At 37.8% G+C, this 15,338-nt stretch carries 14 protein-coding genes and 1 other RNA gene; 4 read left to right on the plus strand and 11 right to left on the minus strand.

Annotated elements, in window-relative coordinates; genetic code table 11:
• Positions 1-2 precede the first annotated feature (2 nt).
• From LQV35_RS03940 to LQV35_RS03985, 10 genes are all read right to left on the minus strand, one after another.
• Positions 3-716, minus strand: coding sequence for a CPBP family intramembrane glutamic endopeptidase (locus tag LQV35_RS03940; protein WP_230056557.1), 714 nt, complete (start codon positions 714-716; stop codon positions 3-5).
• A 71-nt stretch (positions 717-787) separates the two neighbouring features.
• Positions 788-1,933 carry an iron-containing alcohol dehydrogenase gene (locus LQV35_RS03945; RefSeq protein ID WP_230056558.1) on the minus strand — a complete coding sequence of 382 codons (1,146 nt, stop codon included), beginning with the start codon at positions 1,931-1,933 and terminating at the stop codon, positions 788-790.
• 115 nt (positions 1,934-2,048) lie between these two features.
• Positions 2,049-2,741, minus strand: coding sequence for a DUF4230 domain-containing protein (locus tag LQV35_RS03950; protein ID WP_230056559.1), 693 nt, complete (start codon positions 2,739-2,741; stop codon positions 2,049-2,051).
• Positions 2,742-2,791: 50 nt separating this feature from the next.
• Entirely contained in the window at positions 2,792-4,003 is a 1,212-nt protein-coding gene (gene ilvA, locus LQV35_RS03955; protein WP_230056560.1) for a threonine ammonia-lyase, read from the minus strand.
• Between the two features lie 62 nt (positions 4,004-4,065).
• Positions 4,066-5,175: a tRNA (uridine(54)-C5)-methyltransferase TrmA gene (trmA, locus tag LQV35_RS03960; RefSeq protein ID WP_230056561.1), complete on the minus strand. Its 1,110-nt coding sequence runs from the start codon at positions 5,173-5,175 to the stop codon at positions 4,066-4,068.
• Positions 5,176-6,864, minus strand: coding sequence for a Na+/H+ antiporter NhaC family protein (locus tag LQV35_RS03965; protein WP_230056562.1), 1,689 nt, complete (start codon positions 6,862-6,864; stop codon positions 5,176-5,178).
• Positions 6,865-6,883: 19 nt separating this feature from the next.
• The gene (locus LQV35_RS03970; protein ID WP_230056563.1) at positions 6,884-7,630 is read right to left on the minus strand and encodes an SDR family NAD(P)-dependent oxidoreductase; all 747 of its coding nucleotides are present in this window, start codon (positions 7,628-7,630) and stop codon (positions 6,884-6,886) included.
• Between the two features lie 10 nt (positions 7,631-7,640).
• Positions 7,641-8,846 carry an ankyrin repeat domain-containing protein gene (locus tag LQV35_RS03975; RefSeq protein WP_230056564.1) on the minus strand — a complete coding sequence of 402 codons (1,206 nt, stop codon included), beginning with the start codon at positions 8,844-8,846 and terminating at the stop codon, positions 7,641-7,643.
• 83 nt (positions 8,847-8,929) lie between these two features.
• Positions 8,930-10,036, minus strand: coding sequence for a tRNA pseudouridine(13) synthase TruD (truD, locus tag LQV35_RS03980; RefSeq protein ID WP_230056565.1), 1,107 nt, complete (start codon positions 10,034-10,036; stop codon positions 8,930-8,932).
• Positions 10,014-10,847 carry a thiamine-phosphate kinase gene (locus LQV35_RS03985; protein ID WP_230056566.1) on the minus strand — a complete coding sequence of 278 codons (834 nt, stop codon included), beginning with the start codon at positions 10,845-10,847 and terminating at the stop codon, positions 10,014-10,016. Before LQV35_RS03985 ends, truD begins: the two co-directional genes overlap by 23 nt.
• Before the next feature lie 53 nt (positions 10,848-10,900).
• Here LQV35_RS03985 and rnpB point away from each other — a divergent pair.
• From rnpB to LQV35_RS04000, 3 genes are all read left to right on the plus strand, one after another.
• Positions 10,901-11,215: RNase P RNA component class A (gene rnpB, locus LQV35_RS03990), an RNA gene on the plus strand.
• 44 nt (positions 11,216-11,259) lie between these two features.
• A complete protein-coding gene (locus tag LQV35_RS03995) occupies positions 11,260-11,856 on the plus strand; it encodes a LemA family protein (RefSeq protein WP_230056567.1) in 597 nt (198 codons plus the stop codon).
• Complete coding sequence (locus tag LQV35_RS04000; RefSeq protein ID WP_230056568.1) at positions 11,856-12,749, plus strand: TPM domain-containing protein; 894 nt, start codon at positions 11,856-11,858, stop codon at positions 12,747-12,749. The genes LQV35_RS03995 and LQV35_RS04000 overlap by 1 nt, the downstream gene beginning before the upstream one ends.
• A gap of 42 nt (positions 12,750-12,791) precedes the next feature.
• Here the strand turns inward: LQV35_RS04000 and LQV35_RS04005 are convergent, their stop codons facing one another.
• Positions 12,792-14,336 carry an inorganic phosphate transporter gene (locus tag LQV35_RS04005; protein WP_418884436.1) on the minus strand — a complete coding sequence of 515 codons (1,545 nt, stop codon included), beginning with the start codon at positions 14,334-14,336 and terminating at the stop codon, positions 12,792-12,794.
• Between the two features lie 96 nt (positions 14,337-14,432).
• On the opposite strand from LQV35_RS04005, the gene LQV35_RS04010 reads away from it, so the two are divergent.
• Positions 14,433-15,326, plus strand: a complete 894-nt coding sequence (locus LQV35_RS04010) for a Ppx/GppA phosphatase family protein (protein ID WP_230056569.1) — start codon at positions 14,433-14,435, stop codon at positions 15,324-15,326.
• The last annotated feature ends 12 nt before the right edge of the window (positions 15,327-15,338 follow it).

The following is a 15,338-nucleotide window of genomic DNA, read 5'->3' on the forward strand; positions in this document are numbered from 1 at the left end:
CTTTATACAAGCTCAAAATATAAAAAATTAACAAGCCCTAGCCCAAAAACATCAGCCAAAGCGTGCGAAGCAAAAAATGCGTACAAATTTTTATATCTAAGCTTTTCATAGACAAAAAAGTAAAGTATCCCCAAAATTAGCCCGATAAGAACAGCCGTGTAAATGCCTTGATAGGTATGAAAACTAATACGAATGATAAGTGAAAAGATAAAGACCTTCATCAAATTTTCGCGCCTTACACTAAGACAAATAGCTATAAAAAACAGCTCTTCAAAGATAGCATTTACAAACGAGCTAAGTATGCTAAGAGTGCTTATTTGTAAGGCTAACATGCCATTTTCTTGCGCATCTTGCTCCTGCCAAAATGCAAAAAATGCGTCATAAATGTAAAAAAACAGATCCATCAAAACCGAGCACACGCAAAACATCGCCACTGCAAGCGCAGTGTCTTTTAAACTTATCTTAAAGTGCCATGAGCTAAAGTCAAAACGCCTATAGTATAGATACAAAAGCGCTAGCATTGCGGTAAATAGCTCCTCTATAATAAGCCACAAATGCCCACTATCATCCATCTCGCTAGCCTCGCTTACAAGCACATCTGCACCGCTTGTAAAATTTTCTAAAAGTAAATTTGTCGAGTTGTAAATCGCAAGCGAAAACATTATGAAAGAAAGTATCAAAATATCAGTGAAATTTAAGTATCGTAGTTTTGTCAAATCAACCCTTTTTTAGAGTTAATTTTATCAAAAAAATGAGAATTTCGCCACCGAAATGGCGAAAATTTGTATCATTTTGCTAGGCTAAAGATAGTCTCAAGACTCTCGCGCGTGTAGATGTCACTCATGCCCCAGTCTTTTGAGTGCATAAGCGTTACTTTGATGACCTCCTCTAGATTTGCGTCCGTTACTCCTACGCCACTTAGGCTTGTTGGCGTGCCTATCTTATCAAACCACGCTTTTAACGCCTCTATGCCCTCCTCGGCTGTGTTTTTGCCAAAAATTTCCCTAGCAAATCTCTCAAACGCAGCTGGATTTTTCGGTGCATACCACTTCATCCACGCTGGCATTACGACACTTAGTCCGGCACCATGTGCGCAGTCTGTGACGGCACTTATGGCGTGCTCTATCATGTGGTTTGGAAAGCCAAAACCACTAACGCCAAGGTGAGTTAAGCCATTTAGCGCCATCGTAGCAGCCCACGCAAACTCAGCTCTAGCGTCGTAATCATCTGGATTTGCCAGTAAAATTTCAGTCGTGCGGATGGTGGCTTTGATGTTTGCTTCGATTTGCATTCTGATAAGCTCTGGATGATGAGTCGCCGTAAAATATGCCTCAATACTATGCGCGATGATGTCGCTTGCGCTATAAACTAGATACTCGCTAGTGACTGTGGCTTGAAGCGCTGGATTTATCACAGATACTTTTGGATAAAGACATGGTGCGTCAAGTGAGTACTTTTGCTTTGTTGCCTCGTTTGTAACGACGCCGCCTTTATTCATCTCAGAGCCAGTCGCAGCAAGTGTTATGATGTCAAAAATTTTAAGCGCACTTACAGGCTTTTTGCCAGTAAAAAAGTCCCACACATCGCCATCATAGCAAGCGCCAGCAGCTATAGCTTTAGCACTATCAAGCACGCTACCACCGCCCACAGCCAAGATACTATCTGCACTAAATTCTTTAGCCAGCTTTATCGCTTCATTTACCTTGCTTAGTACGGGATTTGACTTAACACCACCAAGCAAAACATACTCTATGCCGTTTTCTTTCAAGCTAGCCTCAACCACATCCATAAGCCCACTCTTTCTTACACGCTCGCTTCCGTAAAGCACAAGCGTCTTTTTTGAGTCGCACTCTTTCATGTATTTGCCGATATTTTTCTCTTTATCCTTGCCAAACTCGACACGAACGGGGTTGCAGAAACTAAAATTTGTCATTTTGATCCTTTATGTAAAATTTATAATATTTTACTGAAATTTTTTGTAAAGTGTTAGATAGATTCTACAAATTTCTTGCCTAATCCTACAAATTTATAAAAATTAGGCAGAAATTTTAAGCTATATTTTGTAAAACTGGGTTATTTGCGAGCTCATCTTTGTTGTCATTAAATTCAAAACTTACTCTACTAACGCCAAAGCTCTTTGCTATAGCTTCTAGTGTATCGGCTGCTGATTTGTGAATTTTATACTCTAGGTCACTAATAAGCTTTATGCTCATTTTTTCAGCCTCTTCGCGCGCCTGCATGATGAGCCTATTTTTATCCTCTTCTCTAAAACCGCCACCAAAAAAGCCATTTAATGAGTCTGGAAGCAAAAATGGTATAAATCTTCCATTTTCTTCATCATAAAATTTCATATTTGCAATTGAAAATTTATACTTACAAGGTGGCATTTTTATAAGATATGATGAGCTTGAAAGTGGCAAAATCTCCATCTTTGTAGAACGCAGATCATATATAAAGTTTATCTCAAACTCAAATATCATAGAGAGCTTTTTTTCGCTTATAAGCCAGCGTAAGTACTCTTTGCCAAAATTTCCAAAAGCGTGATCTGTTTTTGTGATGATCTCTTTGCTATAAATTTGAAAAACGCTCAACTCGCCAATGCTTTTTAGTTGAGAAATATCGCTTACTATACTTGTCTCGCCACTATCTTTCTTATCTTTTAGTGCCTTGTTTGCACGGTATATAAATACAAAAGATATAAGCAACAAAATAGCAAGTATGAGTGTTACAATCTCGTTCATTTTCTATCCTTTTTAGGAATTTTAACAAGTTTAAGCAAATTTATATTAAATTAAAAAATTTGTTTAAACTCAAAACCAGACTCTTTTAAAGAATTGGCGACCTGCTCTTGATGCTCTTTACCTTTTGTTTCAAGAGTTATAGTTATATTTGCATCGCCATAGTCAAGCTCAGTAGAAAAACGGTCGTAGTCTATCTTAACAATATTTGCATTTGCTCTTTTAAGAGAGTCAGTGAGGCTTAAAAGTGCACCTGGTTTATCGATTAGCGTTACTCTGATTATCATTTTACGAGATGACTTTATAAGACCTTTTTCAATAATAATGCTTAACATCTGCACATCGATATTGCCACCACTTAAAACTATGCCTATTTTGGCATCTTTTTTATGTTTTATCTTATTATGCATTAAGGCTGCAACACCAGCAGCACCAGCACCTTCAACAACTATCTTTTGCTTTTCAACCAAAAAAAGTATCGCAGTTGCTATCTCTTCATCATCAACTTGAATAAACTCATCGACACATTCAAGTATATTTGCCAAAGTTATCTCGCTTGCATCGCGAACAGCTATGCCATCAGCAATAGTTCGAATAGACTTTGAATTTATACTCTTTTTGGCGTTATAGCTATTAAACATGGCTGGCGCACCTTTTGCCCCAACTGCAACAACTTTTATATTTGGATTAACTTGCTTTACGCAACTTCCAACACCACTTACAAGACCGCCACCACCAACTGGGACAACAACAATGTCAAAATCACTTATCTCATCTAACATCTCAAGAGCAACTGTTCCTTGACCAGCCTGCACAAATTCATCATCAAAAGGATGAACAAAGCACATATTATGATCTTTTGCATACTCAGTCGCAAACTCGTAAGCTTCATCAAAGTTATTTCCTTTTAAAATAACTTCAGCTCCAAGGTCTTTTGTACCAGAAACTTTTAAAAGGGGTGTTGACTCAGGCATTACTATTGTTGCCTTTACTCCAAATTCTCTAGCACTGATAGCAACTCCTTGAGCGTGATTACCAGCACTTGCAGCAACCACACCATTTTTACTCTGCTCTGGGGTTAGATTTGCTATCTTATTATAAGCACCTCTGATTTTATATGCTCCAGTTCGTTGTAAATTTTCTTCTTTTAAATAAATTTTTGCACCGCTCATATCACTAAGACGCTGCGAAAAAGCAAGTGGAGTTTTGTTAATAAAATGTCCAGTGGTTATTTTTGCTTGAATGATTTTATTTAGTGATACCATTTTCTTCCTTTTTTAAAGCATTTATTCTATCAGATTTTTGCTGTTTTTAAGCTTTTCTTAACTCAAAAAGCTCTTTTTGCCCTTAGCAAAACACCGCACTCTATGTGATTTGTATGTGCAAACTGATCAAAAATAGCAAATTTTACTATCTCATGTGTCGCACTTAGCTCTCTTAGATTATCTTTTAGTGTTTGTGGGTTGCATGATATATAGATGATGTTTTCATATTTTTTTATAAAATTTATAACACTATCTTCAAGTCCAGCGCGTGGCGGATCAACTAGGATATGCGAGAAGTTATAAGAAAAAAGATCAAGTCCTTTTAAGCGATTAAACTCACGCTCTTTTTTAAATGCGCTCATCAACTCATCTGCACTCATTCTTAAAAATAAAACATTGTTTATATCGTTTAATTCACAGTTTTTTGTCGCATTTAGGATTGAACTTTTTGAAATCTCAGTAGCCAAAACACGAGTAAAACAAGAGCTAAGCGGGATGGTAAAATTTCCGTGTCCACAGTAAAGTTCAAGCAAATCACTGGAGTTTTGCACACAGCTCCTTGCCCAGCTTATCATCTTTTCATTTACAGCTTTATTTGGCTGAGTAAAAGCATTTTCACTAAGGCTAAGCTTGTATATTTTTTTATCAATTTCCAGCTCATCGATAAGACTAAGCTCATCACTTAAAATTTTTTGCCCACGAGAACGAGCAAGAGCGGTGATATTGAGCTTGCTAGCAAAAACTTTTAGTTCATTTTGAAAATTTTCATCAAGTTTTTTATGATATAGCAAAGTTAGCAAAACTCCGCTTGTACAGGCTAAAAACTCAACTCCAAAAAGTCTAGTTTTTAGCATCTCATTACTTTGCAAATTTTTAAGAACATCTGGCATTAACTTTGCTATAGGTTTTGCAACCTTTGGGCACTCATTTATAAAAATTTTACAACCTTTTTGCTTAGCATGCATAGTATAATAAATATCATATCTATCATGCCAAATGCCAAACTCAGCCCTTATACGGTAATTTTTCTCGCTTGAAGCAAAAAACTCCAGTTTGCCATCATAAAACTCAGCAAAATCAGATGAAATTTTATCTATCTTTAAAGCTTTTTGCTCCTCATAACTTCCACCAAGAACGCAACTACCGCATTCATCAAAATGGGTACAATTCAACTATGCTTCCACCTTTTTGCCAGCAAAACGCACTAAAGCCCAAGTTGCAAAAAGCCCAAGCGGTAAAACTATCCAGATACTAACACCAAACGCAACTGGTAAATATCCTGCAAAAATAGCTATAGCCCCTACACTTAAAGCGTATACAAACTGAGTGCTTACATGATCTAAGTGGTTACAACCAGCACCCATTGATGAAAGTATCGTCGTATCAGATATTGGAGAGCAGTGATCGCCAAAGATCGCTCCAGTTAAAACAGCTGAGATATTTACTATCATATATGCATGCATACTTTCGCCACTCAGCCCATAGTTTAGCCCAACAGCATTTGCAAGTGGTATGACAAGTGGCATTAAAATTCCCATCGTACCATAGCTAGTTCCAGTTGAAAAAGATATGAATGAACCAAGCATAAAGATGGCAACTGGCAAGATAAACTTAGGCGTGGTATCGCTTAATAACTCAACCAAATATCTAGATGTGCCAAGCTCTTTAATAACTGAACTAAGACTCCAAGCAAGAAGCAAGATAACTATCGTTATAATCATTGTTTTCCAGCCTTTTACCCAAGTACCTATGGCCTCTTTAACAGTAAAAATTTTACGCCAAATACCCATGGTTATCGCGACAATACTTGCAAAAAGAGCAGACTGAAATAACGCCACAGAAGCATCTGCTGCACCAAAGGTCTCTCTAAAAGTCATAAAAGACAGCGGACTAGCCAAAGCAGCCTCAAGAGCCTCACCTTCAAGGGCCTTTAAACCACTAAAGTAAAAACTTACAAATGCTCCTACGATAAGCACCAAAATAGGCACAACAGCATTTGACATATGAAGTTTTATCCCTTCTTTTGGCTCAAGCGTCTTATCTTCAATATCCTCCATCATAGTCTTTCCAGAGTGAAGCTCGCCTCTTCTAGCTCGCCTTTCAGCTGCGAGCATTGGTCCGTATTCACGCTGCATAAAGGCTGTACAAACTATAAAAAATAGTATAAAGATATTATAAAATCTATACGGTATGGTCTCTATAAAAACCCCATAAGAGTTGATATTTTCAACGCCAATAAGCCCATATCCATCTTTAATAAGCGAAATTTCAAGTCCAACCCAAGTTGATATGATAGCTATGCCAGCGATAGGTGCTGCTGTTGCGTCGATTATAAAAGCTAATTTTTCACGGCTTATTTTAAACTTATCAGTTATAGGTCTCATTATAGGACCTACTATAAGTGCATTTGCATAGTCATCAAAAAATACAAAAATACCCATTATCCAAGTTGAAATTTGTGCCGAAATTCCTGTTTTTGCCTTTTTACTAAGCCATAAAGCAACAGCCTTTGTTCCGCCCATTTTAGTTACTAACGCAACCACACCGCCGATACAAAGCACTTGCAGCATAATGCCAGCATTCCAGCTATCAGCCATGGAGCCAACTATACGCTCAACTATACCAGTAAAGCCTTTGATAAAGGACATAAAAACATTTTCATTTATGATATTTATCAGAAATGTTCCGCTAAAAACCCCTATAAAAAGTGATAATATAACATCCTTTGTGATAAACGCTAGTGCTATTGCCACTACTGGCGGAACAAGCGTCCATATACCAAAAATTTTTGCATTTTCAGCCGCATCTGCAAGCAATACGGCTGGCAAAAACACCGTCAATAAAAATAAGAATCTCCCCATTGTTTTCCTTTTAATAAATTTATAACTTTTCTATATGTAAACCAGCCCAAGTTTGGGTATTTGCCATCGCTTCAACGATGTTTATATTAACACGAGGTGGCATGTTTAGGCAATTTACTAAAATTTCAGCTATATCATCAGCTGTGATAAAATTTGTACCCTCATAAACAGCATCTGCTTTTTGCTTATCTCCACCAAACCTAACTTCGCTAAATTCTGTCTTGCAAAGTCCAGGTGCTATCTCAGTTACTCGGATATTTGTACCGCGAAGGTCGTTCCTGATATTTCTACTAAACTGTTTTACAAATGCCTTTGTCGCACCATAAACATTACTTCCAGGATAAGGCCAAGCACCAGCAGTTGAGCCGAGATTAAAGATATAGCCATTTTTGCTCTGTTTTAAAAGTGGCAAAACAGCCTTTGTTGAGTACAAAAGTCCTTTGATATTTGTATCTACCATAACCTCAAAATCCTCTATACTAGCATCCAAAACGCCATTAGTGCCAAGAGCAAGACCTGCGTTATTTACTAAAATTTCAATACCCTTAAAATTTTCTGGAAGCTCACTAACCGCCTTTAAAACAGCCTCTTTATCCCTTATATCGCAAGCTATAATGTGCGTGTTGCCAAGCTCGTTTGCAAGCTTTTCAAGACGCTCTTTTCTGCGTCCAAGAGCTATGATCTTATATCCCTCTTTACTAAGTCTTCTTGCTATAGCTTCACCAAAACCACTTGTTGCTCCAGTTATAAATGCTGTTGTCTTCATCTTTGCTCCTTTATTCGATATTTGCTTTTAATCCAATTTGCTCTAAAAATTTTATATTTTCACTATTTTTTACTCTTTTTGCATAATCTAGTGCATTAAACCCAAGATCATCAAGTGCATTCACATCAGCGCCACTTTCAACTAAAATTTCTAAAATTTCAGCCGTTGAAGTTGCTGCAGCATGCATAAAAAGGCTCATAGCAGTATGTTCTAGCTCACAAAATTTAAGATAAAACGGCAGACTTTGTCCCATGCCAGCCATCATACTTTTGGTATTTTGATCGATTAATTTTTGATTAACATCTGCTCCAGCGTTAATTAAAATTTTTACTAATTTTTCATTTTTTAACTTTACAGCATCAAACAAGACATTGGCTCCAAAGCTGTTTTTAAGCCTTATATCAGCGCCATTTTTTAGCAAAAACTCAACATTTTGTTCAGAACCCAGAGCGTAAAATAGTATACTTTCATTTGTATTTTCAAGCCCTTGTGAGAGTCTTAAAATTTGTGCTATGATTTGTGTATCTTTATTTAAAAGAAGTGCTGTTTTTAAAATTTCATCAAGTTCATTTTGACTAAATTTTTTTGAATAAAGCATACTTAAAACCGCCTCTTCGCCACTGCTTCTATCGCTTAAGGCTTTTTGTTCGGGGCTTATATCAGCACCTTTTATAAGTTGGTTTGCAACTGCGAAATCCAAAAAATCGTTTAAAATACTAGTTGCATAAAATGCTGCACTTTGGGTATCAAGCCCCTTTGCTTCATAAAATTTTACAAGCGGGGTTTGCGCCTCATTATAAGCTATCCAAAACTCTTTAAATTTTAAAAAGTTATCAAAACACTGATAACCCCAATACCTTAAAAACGCTATTTGTTCATCTTTTATAGCCTCGGCAGTTTCTGGCTTTTTAAGTAGCTTTAGGTAGTTTTCGTGGGCATAGCTAGCAAGCAAAACTCGCTTACCAAATTTTGATAAATTTTCACTTACAACAGCGTTACCAACGCATGCTTCATTTTCATCTCTTATCTTTTTTGTTACTGCAAAAAGTCTTTGTAGTTCATGTAGTGTAAGCACCGAGCCATCGCAAAAAAACTCATGTTCGCTTAATATTTCGCTTGTTTTTAGATGCTCAAGTGGATTTTGTTTTAAAAGTTCGCAGTGATTAGCAAAAGCTATATTTAAAAACAACAAAAATACAATAAATTTAACTCTCAAAAACTACTCCTTTTTAACATTTTAGCAAATTTTATAAATCATATAGCTTATAAAACGGCTAAATCACTTAAATTTTTACATTTTTACTCAAAAATGTCTCTATGTAGTATCTCTTCCAAGACCACAGTCGCATAAGAGCCTTTTTGAAGCATAAAACTAAACTGAAAGTGCGCTTTTTCAGGGATGTATTTATACTCTAGGTCTGATAAGTAGCTCCACGCAAAGCGGCGAGAGCCTTGCATTTTACTGAGATACGGCTGAGCTGGTGCAAAAATTTCATCCTCTATCTGCCTTGCTGCTCCCGCGCTTTCATAGCTCTTAGCGCCCACCAGCAAGCCACAGCTTGTGATATCCCTTGCGTTAAAACGTGAAATTTCAGTTTCTAAATCCTCGCATAAAAAGCACTTACCAAATGGATAATGCCCCAGAACTTCGCCCCTTAAAAGCTTGAAAAACTGCTTTTGCGACTTTAATTCTTTTGCGCTCTCTTTATCAAATTTATAGATATCGCAAAGCTCGCTAACGCTAAAATCTTGCGCAAATCGCGACATCTCAACCCTCTTACTAAGCCAGCGATTAAAAAGATCGCTCTGAAAAGCAGAGATCAAAAACTCATTTAGCTTGACATTTCGCACACCGTTGCCCTTTAACGCCTCAAGGCCGCTTTTGGCATTGTCGCCAAATTTGCCAAAACGCTGATAGCCAAAGTAGTTTGCGTACCCCATCTCATTTATCTTATCAAGCGCCCCAGCTAGCTTTTGTGCGTCTGTTGGCATTACTTTTTTTAGACGGATGAAGAAGTTGTTGCCCTTTAAATGTCCTGTGCGAAGCTTGTTATTATGCCTTGTGGCGCTTAAAATTTTCATCTTTTCGTGGCTAAACCCGCTTAGTTTGCTCTCAAATTTTGCCGGCATTGTGATGTATTGCACGGTTAGGCCTTGCTTATCTTTTAGCCCAGCAGTGCCAAACTCACGCATTTTTGCGCCACTTGTCTCGCTTAGCACCCTTAAGGCTTCCTGTGTGCTTAAGTCCTTTTTTTGGATATGTAGCATAAGATGCTCGCCCTCTCCGCTAGCTTCATATAGCGGCACCTCTCGCACGACAAAATCATCTGAGTTTTTGCTAAAATGCGCATTTATCGGCGCGTGAGTAAGCGCGTAAAGTGGCTTAAAAATGGTGTTTTCTGACATTGTTTCTACATCTTCCTTTCACTGCTTTTGCGATTATTTTTACCTTTGTTCTGCACTTTGCAGCCATTTTGCGTATGACGGCTAAATTTTTGGGCGCAAAGCTAAATAGCACCTCATACTCCTCCCCGCTTCTAAGCTCGTATTTTAGCGGTTTTTTAAGAAATTTATATGAGATTTTGGCGCTCTTGCAAAGCTTTGGCAGATCTTGTTCTAAGCCATCGCTTATATCCATCGCCGAGTTTAAAAACTTAGCTGATTTGTATAAAAATTTATCCCTTAAAATAGGGGTGAAAAACCTAGACTTTCGCCCTGCTCTAAAGCCATTTTTTGGCGTTCTAAGTAGCGCGTTTAGTGTTTTTAAACTACTGCCTAGCTTTCCTGTGTACGCTATAAGATCACCATTTTTTACCGCACTTCTTAAAAGCGGCTTAGAGCAAAGCTCACCTATCACGCTTACGCTTATAAAAATTTTATCGCTTTTTATCGTATCTCCACCGATGATTTTTGCGCCAAACTCATCGCAAGCTCTTTTTATACCGCCATTTAGCTCTAAAATTTCACTGCTTTTTATAGAGCTTGGGAGTCCAAGTCCTAATAGGACAAATTTTGGCTTTGCATTCATCGCGATCGTATCTGAAAAATTTACCACCATCGCCTTATATCCGATCTCATCCAGGCTCATCCATTCGCGTTTAAAGTGCGTGCCCTCAAAAAACAGATCCTTGCTAAAGACTTGATCTTTAACAACGGCAGCGTCGTCGCCTAAAAATGGGTTTTTAAAGTCATTTATAACAAACTGCTCTTTATCCATTTGTAAATTATATCAAATACAAATTAAATTAAGGCAAAGTTGATATAATAGCCAAAGCACAGCAAGCGATCGCTAGAAATAGAGGAAAGTCCGAGCTGCAATAAGACAAAGTTCCATCTAACGGATGGCTGGGGAAACCCAAGGGAAAGTGTAACAGAGAGCAGACTTCCGCGTAAGCGGTAAAGGTGAAACGGCGGGGTAAGAGCCCACCATTGCGTTTGGTAACACACGCATTTATAAACCCAACTTGCAGCAAGAAGGGGTGGTTTTAGTCTTATATTAAACCCTTCGCTTAAGCTTGTATGTAAATGCAAGCGTAGATAAATGATCGCTCACGACAGAACTCGGCTTACCGCTGTGCTTTATTTACAAAATTTAGCTATAATTTGCCCAAAATTTACAAAGGAAAGATATGAAAATTTTAGGCTTTATAGTTGGGGCATTGCTACTTCTTGGCGTGCTTATAGTCCCACAATACAACAAATTCCCAGTACTTGATGAAGGTGTAAGCGAAAAATGGTCGCAGGTGCAAAACCAATACAAAAGAAGAGCTGACCTTATACCAAATTTAGTTTCGACGGTTCAGGGCTATGCAAGCCACGAAAAGAGCGTATTTACCGAAGTTACAGAGGCTAGAAGTAGAGTTTCAAATATCACTTTAGATGCTAGCTCGCTTAGTGATCCAGCCAAAGTAAAAGCATTTTTAGAAGCACAAAATTCACTCGGTGGCGCGCTATCAAGACTAATGGCAGTTAGCGAAAACTATCCACAACTAAAAGCAGACCAAAATTTTATCACTCTACAAAACCAGCTAGAAGGTACCGAAAATCGTATCTCGGTTGCACGCAAAGACTATATAACGGCAGTTAAAGAGTATAATGTCGCACTTCGAACATTTCCTGGCAACTTAGTGGCGAAATTTTTACACCCCAGCCTAAGTCCAAAGGCAAATTTTGAGGCTAGCGAAGCTGAACAAAGCGTACCAACCGTAAGTTTTGAGAAAAAATAGTGTATAAATTTCTAGCTCTTTTTTTAATTGTTGGATCCATTTTTGGCATAGACTTTCCACAGCTTAGTGGTCGTGTTGTTGATGGTGCCAAAATTCTAAACCAAACTACAAAAGATGAGTTAGAAGTTACGCTTGAAAATTTTGAACACAATAACTCAACGCAAGTTGTTGTAGCTACTATAAATTCGCTACAAAATAAAGACATAGAAAGTTACGCAAATGAACTAGCAAGGGCATGGGGTATCGGACAAAAAGGCAAAGATAACGGAGTCTTGCTTCTTGTAGCTCCAAATGAGCGTAAAGTTCGCATAGAGGTTGGATATGGGCTTGAGGGCGAGCTAACAGACGCCGTAGCAGGATTGATAATACAACGATCGATTTTGCCAAAATTTCGACAAAATGACTACAACGCAGGCATAAAAGATGGTGTAACTAGTATAATAGCAGCCGCATCTGGAGCATTTAAGACAGATGGCAGCGATGATGAGAATTTACCCCTATCTTTAATGGGGGCACTTTTTGGTTTTGCGCTTACATTTTTAGGTGCGATACTTAAAAGTAAAGCTGGTAAGCAAATAGGCTTTTCTCTTGCATTTTCAGGACTTTTAGCAACCTTCATCAACGACGCCTTAGCGGTCGCGCCCTTTTCGGCGATGGGGATTGGGCTTTTTGTATGTATATTTTTAGTTGTCTATATTTTAATTGCAAGCGCGAAACCAAGGCAAAACAACTATACTGACGATGATGACTTTGGAAGCAGTATAAACGGTGGCTTTGGTGGCACAAACATGGGAGGCTCTCGTAGTAGCTTTGGCAGTAGAAGTAGTAGAGGTGGCGGATTTCGTGGTGGCGGAGGTGGCTTTGGTGGTGGAGGCTCTAGCGGAAGCTGGTAAGCTTTAGAGCCTAGTCTTTTATAAATTTAACTACAAATAATTTCAAAGCCCCATAAAATTTTTAAGTATCATATAAAATAAAGCAGAGCTTACTGCTGCGGTTGGCAAAGTGATGATCCATGCCAAGATGATAGGTCGCACCATCGCCCAGTTGGCATTTTTATTAAGTATACCGATACCAATAACCGCCCCGATAAGGATATGAGTAGAGCTTACAGGTATGCCAAGCTTTGTAGCAACTAAAATAACTATACTTGAAGCAAGCTCGGCACTAAAGCCAGTGGTCGGTAAAATTTCAGCCAGCTTTGAGCCTATGGTGCCTATAACTTCCTTGCCCAAAAACCAGAGTCCAACGACAAGAGCGATACCAAACATCAGCATAGCCATATCAGGCACTGCTGACTTTTCGTTTATAGCTCCAGTTTTTAATACATCTATGATGGCTGCAAATGGTCCAACAGCATTTGCAATGTCGTTTGCACCATGAGAAAAAGCAAAGGCACTAGCGGTAAAAATTTGAAACCATGAAAATATGCGGTTTATGCTCTTTTCACTGTCATTTTTAAGCATCAAATTTATAATGGCAAAACTAGCCAAATATGCTAAAATTCCTATCACACACACTATCCATATAGTCTCTATGACATCAAAATTTAGATGTAAGTTTTTAAGCCCTTTAAAAAGCATCATTATAGATATCATCATAGCTGCAAACCCCGCAACAAACGGCACATGCTTTTTAATGGCTGCAAATGTATCTATCTGCTTTTCACGCTCTTTCATGGCTCGCATTTGTGAACGATATTCGCCATATCCTATACTTTCAACTTCATCATCATCTGTCAAAACCATGTGCGAAAGTGTGCGTATCTGCTCATCATGTGGTTTTTGTGCAAGAGATTTTATAAAATTTTCTTTATACTGCTTACGCTCTTTTTTTAGCACTTTTAGAGAATTTTTAAGCATTAAAGTAGGTTCAACTATTTTGCCTTTTATATATCCATAAACAACATAAGAGAGTGCTCCACCAAGCAGTGGAGAGATAACCCAACTAATGGCTATACGACCTATCTCCTTCCAGCTAACCATAGCAAACGCCTCGCTTCCGCCATAAGTTGTATATCCCATAACAACACCAGCTCCCACTATACCACCAATGATTGAGTGAGTAGTAGAGACTGGTAGACCTTTTTTTGAGGCAAAAAATAGCCAAAGTCCAGAGCTAAGAAGTGCTGAGGTCATAATGGCAACAAATTTCATCGGATCAACGCCACTATCTGGGAATTTTATAATACCATTTCGTATAGTTCCAGTAACCTCTGCGCCTGCAAATATAGCCCCGCTTAGCTCAAAAATAGCGGCTATTATCAAAGCTTGCTTTAAGGTTAGCGTCTTTGAGCCTACACTAGTGCCAAAACTATTTGCCACATCGTTCCCGCCGATATTAAACGCCATAAATATACCAAATACACTAGTTAGAAAAAATAAGAGATGATGCTCAGATGGAATGTAGTTATATCCCCAGTATGAAAAAAATGCCAAACAGATTAAAAATCCAGCCGACATAATGGCGTTTTCGCGTCCCAAGATCTTGTCCTTTTTGCAAAAATTTCCAAATTATAGCCTTAATTTTATTGAAATTTGATAAAATTTCAACACAAAGTAAATTTTTTTGGAGACGAGATGTTTTTAAGTATAGATTTAGGCTCAAACACCGTGCGTTTTTTGCTTGTCGATAAAAATTTAAGGCAAATAAAAGTTTATGAAAATATTATTGGCGCAGCTCATAATCTAAATAAAACTGGCAAAATTTCAGACCAAGCCATAGATACGCTCTATAAAACCCTTGAAAAAGCTGATAACCTTTTTAACTTCAAAACCCAAAAACACCAAGGCGTAGCAACTGGAGCATGGCGCGTAGCAAAAAATGCAAAATATATTCTAGCTGATATTAAGGAAAAATTTGGGTTAAATTTTTGCATTATAAAGGGAAAAAGCGAGGCAAATTTAACTTTTTTGGGAGTAAAAAATTCACTAAAAAGAGAGGGCTTGAATCTTAAAAAGTGCGCATTTATCGATCTTGGCGGGGCTAGTACTGAGATAGGAAATAAAGATAGGCGTAAAAGCTTTAACTTTGGCATCATAACATTTTATGAAAATTTTAAAACACTAGACAAAATGCAAGAAGCAGCAAAAACAACATGCATGGAAGCTAAAATTTTCCTACACTCACTAAATGCACACCACATCATTTTAACATCTGGCGTTCCTACAACAATGGCAGCATATAAAATAGGTCAAACATATTATAATTATGACGCCAGCAAGATAAACAAAACAAGATTAAGTCTTGATGATATAAAGAGTTTAACAGCTGAGTTTTTAGAAATATCAGCACAAAAAGCAGACGAGATATTTGGCAAAAACAGACAAATGCTCCTAGTAGCTGGTGGCGTACTTTTGGCTGAAATTTTAAAAGAGTGTGATGCCGAGCTAATCGTCATAGATGATGGTTTAAGAGAGGGGATAGCAGTGGCTTACAAAGATGGAAATTTAAGTGAATTTTTAATAAAATAATGAAAATTTAAA

The sequence above is a fragment of the Campylobacter suis genome, from assembly GCF_905120475.1.
GTDB lineage: Bacteria > Campylobacterota > Campylobacteria > Campylobacterales > Campylobacteraceae > Campylobacter_A > Campylobacter_A suis.

What these genes read in the sequence shown, in the direction of transcription:
- LQV35_RS03945 (WP_230056558.1), bottom strand. Translation starts at nt 1,933, where the DNA reads ATGACAAATTTTAGTTTCTGCAACCCCGTTCGTGTCGAGTTTGGCAAG.
- LQV35_RS03950 (WP_230056559.1), bottom strand. Translation starts at nt 2,741, where the DNA reads ATGAACGAGATTGTAACACTCATACTTGCTATTTTGTTGCTTATATCT.
- ilvA (WP_230056560.1), bottom strand. Translation starts at nt 4,003, where the DNA reads ATGGTATCACTAAATAAAATCATTCAAGCAAAAATAACCACTGGACAT.
- LQV35_RS03965 (WP_230056562.1), bottom strand. Translation starts at nt 6,864, where the DNA reads ATGGGGAGATTCTTATTTTTATTGACGGTGTTTTTGCCAGCCGTATTG.
- LQV35_RS03970 (WP_230056563.1), bottom strand. Translation starts at nt 7,630, where the DNA reads ATGAAGACAACAGCATTTATAACTGGAGCAACAAGTGGTTTTGGTGAA.
- truD (WP_230056565.1), bottom strand. Translation starts at nt 10,036, where the DNA reads ATGTCAGAAAACACCATTTTTAAGCCACTTTACGCGCTTACTCACGCG.
- LQV35_RS03985 (WP_230056566.1), bottom strand. Translation starts at nt 10,847, where the DNA reads ATGGATAAAGAGCAGTTTGTTATAAATGACTTTAAAAACCCATTTTTA.
- LQV35_RS03995 (WP_230056567.1), top strand. Translation starts at nt 11,260, where the DNA reads ATGAAAATTTTAGGCTTTATAGTTGGGGCATTGCTACTTCTTGGCGTG.
- LQV35_RS04010 (WP_230056569.1), top strand. Translation starts at nt 14,433, where the DNA reads ATGTTTTTAAGTATAGATTTAGGCTCAAACACCGTGCGTTTTTTGCTT.